Genomic DNA, 5301 nt, shown 5'->3' with positions numbered 1-5301 from the left:
GAAAAGCTCCGCAACATCGCCATCGTCGCCCACGTCGACCATGGCAAGACCACCCTGGTCGACCAGCTGCTCAAGCAGTCCAACACCCTGGGTGAACGCCAGCAGCTCGCCGAGCGCGCGATGGACAGCAACGACATCGAAAAGGAGCGTGGCATCACGATCCTTTCAAAGAACACGGCAATCCGCTGGACCGCGCCGGACGGCCAGGAATACCGCATCAACATCGTCGACACCCCGGGCCACGCCGACTTCGGCGGCGAGGTCGAGCGCGTGCTGTCGATGGTCGATTCCGTGCTGATCCTGGTCGACGCCATGGACGGCCCGATGCCGCAGACCCGCTTCGTCACCCAGAAGGCCTTCGCGATGGGCTTCAAGCCGATCGTGGTCATCAACAAGGTCGACCGCCCGGGCGCGCGCCCGGACTGGGTGCTCAACCAGACCTTCGACCTGTTCGACCGCCTGGGCGCCACCGACGAACAGCTCGACTTCACCACCGTCTACGCCTCGGGCCTCAACGGCTACGCCGGCATGGACGAGTCCGTGCGTTCGGGCGACATGACCCCGCTGTTCCAGACCATCGTCGACAAGGTGGCGCCGCCGCCGGTGGACATGGACGGCCCGTTCCAGATGCGCATCACCTCGCTGGACTACAACAACTACGTCGGCATCATCGGCGTGGGCCGCGTGCAGCGCGGCACCATCCGCACCAACCAGCAGGTCACCGTGGTCGCGCGCGACGGCAAGGTCCGCAACGCCAAGGTGCTGCAGGTGCTGGGCTTCATGGGCCTGGAGCGCCACGAAGTGAAGGAAGCGCGCGCCGGCGACATCATCGCGATCTCCGGCATCGAAGGCCTGGGCATCTCCGACACCGTCTGCGACGTCGGCGCCGCCGAGCAGCTGCCGGTGCTCACCGTCGACGAACCCACGATCTCCATGACCTTCCAGGTCAACGATTCGCCCTTCGCCGGCAACAAGGACCGCAGCGGCGGCAAGTTCCTCACTTCGCGCCAGCTGCGCGACCGCCTGATGCGCGAGACCCAACACAATGTCGCGCTGAAGGTCGAGGACACCGCCGACGCCGACAAGTTCAAGGTCAGCGGCCGCGGCGAACTGCACCTGTCGATCCTCATCGAAACCATGCGCCGCGAAGGCTACGAGCTGGCCGTGTCGCGTCCCGAGGTGATCATCAAGGACATCGACGGCGTGAAGTCCGAGCCCTTCGAGTCGCTGGTCGTGGACCTCGAGGAGCAGTACCAGGGCGGCGTGATGCAGCGCCTGGGCGAGCGCAAGGCGATCCTCCAGAACATGGAGCCGGACGGCAAGGGCCGCGTGCGCATCGACTTCCTTATCCCGGCCCGTGGCCTGATCGGCTTCCAGACCGAGTTCCGCACCATCACCGCCGGCACCGGCCTGCTCTTCCACGTCTTCGACCACTACGCGCCGAAGCAGGAAGGCGAGATCGGCCAGCGCCAGAACGGCGTGCTGATTTCCAACGGCACCGGTCCGTCGCCGGCCTATGCGCAGATCGCCATGCAGGAGCGCGGCCGCCTGATGGTCGAGCCGGGCGAGGAAATCTACGAAGGCCAGATCGTCGGCATCCACTCCAAGGACAACGACCTGACGGTCAATGCCCTGCGCGGCAAGCAGCTCACCAACTTCCGCGCCTCGGGCACCGACAAGGACGAAGGCCTGATCCCGCCGGTCAAGTTCTCGCTCGAGCAGGCCCTGGAGTTCATCGACGACGACGAACTGGTCGAGATCACCCCGGTCGCGATCCGCCTGCGCAAGAAGCACCGCACCGAAAACGACCGCAAGAAGGCTTCGCGCGGCTGATTTCCGGCTGGTTTTCCGGATCCGAAAACGCCCCGCGATCGCGGGGCGTTTTTTTTGCGCCACGCGCCGGCATCCAGGCATTGCAGGCAAGCCCCGCTCACGCTCGAATCACGCCGGCCCGGACATAGTGCGCCGCATCATCAACCAGGCTCGCGGAGCGCGGCACCCCTATGTCCACCCGTCACAAGCTCTTCACTTCCCGCAAGATGATCGCGCTCGCCGCGGCGCTCGCGCTCGGCGCGCCCATGGCTGCGTCGGCGCAGGATCCCGGCTTCAGTTACCTCGAAGGCGGCTTCATCACCAGCTTCGTCAACGACGTGGAGAACTCCGGGACGATCACGGGCATCGGCCCCACGGCCGAACTCGAAACCGATGCCGGCGGCGGTGGCTTTATCGGCGGCGCGTGGGAGTTCGGCGAGAACATGCACGTGTTCGGCGAGTTCTCGTCGGCCAGCCAGGAGCTCGAGGTCAGGGACGGCACCGACACTTTCGACGGTGAATTCGATGTGGTGCGCTGGCGCATCGGCGTCGGCTATGCCCACCCGGTTTCGTCCACGGTCGATCTCTACGGCCGCCTCAGCTTCGACAACGCCGAGTTCAAGGACGTCAGCGTCGCCGGCCTCAATCTGGACGCCGGCGTGGACGACAGCGGCGCCGGCGGCGAGATCGGCATGACCTGGGCGGCGACGCCCTCGGTCCAGCTGCAGGGCCACCTGCGCTATACCTCGGTCGGCGAGATCGCTCCCAACGGCTCCGACACCTTCGACGCCGACATCCTGGCCGGCGTGAACGGCCGCTGGTATTTCCGGCCTGACTTCGCCCTGGTCGCCGGCTACGAGTTCGGCAAGATCACCACGGTGAACGTGGGCGTGCGCTACTCGTTCTGAAGTTTCGCTTTTGGCTAGACTCCGGGGAACCGTCCCCGGAGCCTGCCATGCGCCCTGCCCTCGCCCTGCCCGTCCTGCTGCTGCTCGCGGCCTGCGAACGCTCCGGCGAAGACGCCCCGCCCGACGCGGGCGAAGCGACCGGTAACGCCGCCATCCACGTCATCGAGCTCGACGTGGCCGAAGCCGGCCGGCGCATGGCCAGGGGCGAGTTCGATTCACGCCAGCTGACCCAGGCCTACCTGGACCGCATCGCCGCCATCGACGACGGTGGCCCGATGCTCAACGCCGTCATCGAACTGGCGCCCGATGCGCTGGCCCAGGCCGACGTTCTCGATGCCGAGCGTGCCGCCGGCGAGGTGCGCGGGCCGCTGCACGGCATCCCGGTGCTGATCAAGGACAACATCGACGTGGCCGGCCTGGTGAACTCGGCCGGCTCGCTGGCCCTGGCCGACCATCGCCCCGCGGACGACGCCTACCTGGTGGCGCGCCAGCGCGCCGCCGGCGCGGTGGTGCTGGGCAAGACCAACCTCAGCGAATGGGCGAACTTCCGCTCGTCCCGGTCGACCTCGGGCTGGTCCAGCCGCGGCGGCCAGACCCGCAATCCCTACGTGCTCGACCGCAACCCCTGCGGCTCCAGCGCCGGCACCGGCGCGGCCATCGCCGCCAGCCTGGCGACCGTGGGCGTGGGCACCGAAACCGACGGCAGCATCCTGTGCCCGTCGGCGGTGAACGGGCTGGTCGGGCTCAAGCCCACCGTCGGCCTGGTCAGCCGCGACGGCATCATCCCGATCTCGATTTCCCAGGACACCGCCGGGCCGATGGCGCGCACCGTGGCCGACGCGGCGGCGCTGCTGACGGTGCTGGCCGCGGCCGACCCCGCCGACCCGGCCGGTGCCGGCGCCGAAGGCAAGACGGCTGATTACCTGGCCGGCCTGGACCCGCAGGCCCTGGCCGGCAAGCGCATCGGCGTGCTGCGCCAGGCCATGGGCTACCACCCGGCCGTGGACGCGGCCACGGAGCGCGCCATCGAGGCCCTGCGCGCCGCCGGCGCCGAGGTCGTGGATCCGGTGGAAATCGCCACCTGGCGGCAATGGGGAAGCGCCGAATTCGAAGTGCTGCTCTACGAATTCAAGGACGGCCTGGACAGCTACCTGGCCGACAGCGGCGCGCCGGTGGTTTCGCTCGAAGCCCTGGTGGCCTGGAACCGCGACAACGCCGACCGGGCCATGCCCTTCTTCGGGCAGGAACTGTTCGAACAGGCGCTGGCCAAAGGACCGCTGACGGAGCCCGCCTATCTTGAGGCGCACGCCAAGGCCCGCCGGCTGGCGGGCGAAGAAGGGTTGCTGGCGCTGCTGCGCGAAAAGCAGCTCGACGCGGTGGTGGCCCCGACCACCGGCCCGGCCTGGCCGACCGACCCGGTGCTGGGCGACCACTTCACCGGCGCCGGCTACGGCGTCGCCGCGGTCGCCGGCACGCCCAGCGTCACCGTGCCCATGGGCGAGGTGCAGGGCCTGCCGCTGGGCCTGAGCTTCATGGGGCCAGCCTGGTCGGAAGCCGACTTGCTGGCCATGGCCTACGCCTTTGAACAGGCCACCCAAGCCCGCCGCCCGCCGGCATTCACGCCAACGCTGGCGCCCTGACCGCGGCGCCGGGGCTCAGGCGCTGACCGGCGCCGCCAGGCTGGCCTGCTTGCGCACGATCAGCATGGCGATCTCCAGCGACTGTTCGTAGTTCAGGCGCGGATCAACCGTCGAACGGTAGGCGCGAGCCAGGTCGGTGTCGGTCAGCTCGCGGGCGCCGCCGGTGCATTCGGTGACGTTCTCGCCGGTCAACTCCAGGTGCACGCCGCCCAGGCGGGTGCCGGCGGCCGCGTGCAGGTCGAAGGCCGACTCGAGCTCGCCGCGGATGTTGTCGAAGCGGCGGGTCTTGTAGCCGTTGCTGGTGCTTTCGGTGTTGCCGTGCATCGGGTCGCAGATCCACAGCACGCGGTGGCCTTCGCGACGCACGGCGTCGAGCAGCGGCGGCAGCTTCTGTGCGACCTGGGCCGCGCCCATGCGGTGGATCAGCGCCAGGCGGCCGGGTTCGTTCGACGGGTTGAGCACATCCACCAGCCGGAGCAACTGCTCGGGCGTGACCGAAGGACCGATCTTCACCGCCACCGGGTTGCGCAGGCCGCGGAAATATTCGACGTGGGCGCCGTCGATCGCCGCCGTGCGCATGCCGATCCAGGGGAAATGCGTGGACAGGTTGAACCAGCCCCACTGGCGCGGCACCTGCCGGGTCAGCGCCTCTTCGTAGGGCAGCAGCAGGGCTTCGTGCGAGGTGTAGAAATCGGCGCGGTTGAGGTTGTGCAGAGTGTCGCCGGAAATGGTTTCCATGAAGCGCACCGCGTCGCCGACGGCGGCGACCATGCGCCGGTATTCGTCCGACAGCGGCGAATGGCCGACCCAGCCCAGGTCCCAGTATTCGGGGTGGTGCAGGTCGGCGAAGCCGCCGTCGATGAGCGCACGCACGAAATTCATCGTCATCGCCGAACGGGCGTGGCCCTTCACCATGCGCCGCGGATCGGGCAGGCGCGCCT

General features: G+C 68.6%; 4 protein-coding genes. 3 read left to right on the top strand and 1 reads right to left on the bottom strand.

Annotation, left to right across the window (positions count from 1 at the left end):
• From typA to AACZ35_RS11995, 3 genes are all read left to right on the top strand, one after another.
• A partial coding sequence (gene typA / locus AACZ35_RS12005) for a translational GTPase TypA (protein WP_339829599.1) occupies positions 1-1833 on the top strand: 1833 nt, incomplete at its 5' end.
• Between the two features lie 170 nt (positions 1834-2003).
• Positions 2004-2720, top strand: coding sequence for an outer membrane beta-barrel protein (locus tag AACZ35_RS12000; RefSeq protein WP_339829596.1), 717 nt, complete (start codon positions 2004-2006; stop codon positions 2718-2720).
• 47 nt (positions 2721-2767) lie between these two features.
• Positions 2768-4360 carry an amidase gene (locus tag AACZ35_RS11995; protein ID WP_339829593.1) on the top strand — a complete coding sequence of 531 codons (1593 nt, stop codon included), beginning with the start codon at positions 2768-2770 and terminating at the stop codon, positions 4358-4360.
• 15 nt (positions 4361-4375) lie between these two features.
• Here AACZ35_RS11995 and AACZ35_RS11990 read toward each other — a convergent pair.
• Positions 4376-5301, bottom strand: a 926-nt coding sequence (locus tag AACZ35_RS11990) for a 3-deoxy-7-phosphoheptulonate synthase (RefSeq protein ID WP_339829590.1), incomplete at its 5' end; no start/stop codon positions are given.

This window comes from uncultured Arenimonas sp., assembly GCF_963976025.1.
GTDB lineage: Bacteria > Pseudomonadota > Gammaproteobacteria > Xanthomonadales > Xanthomonadaceae > Arenimonas.
The sequence above is the reverse complement of the archived record's forward strand: the minus strand, read 5'-3'. Positions and strand labels throughout refer to the sequence as shown.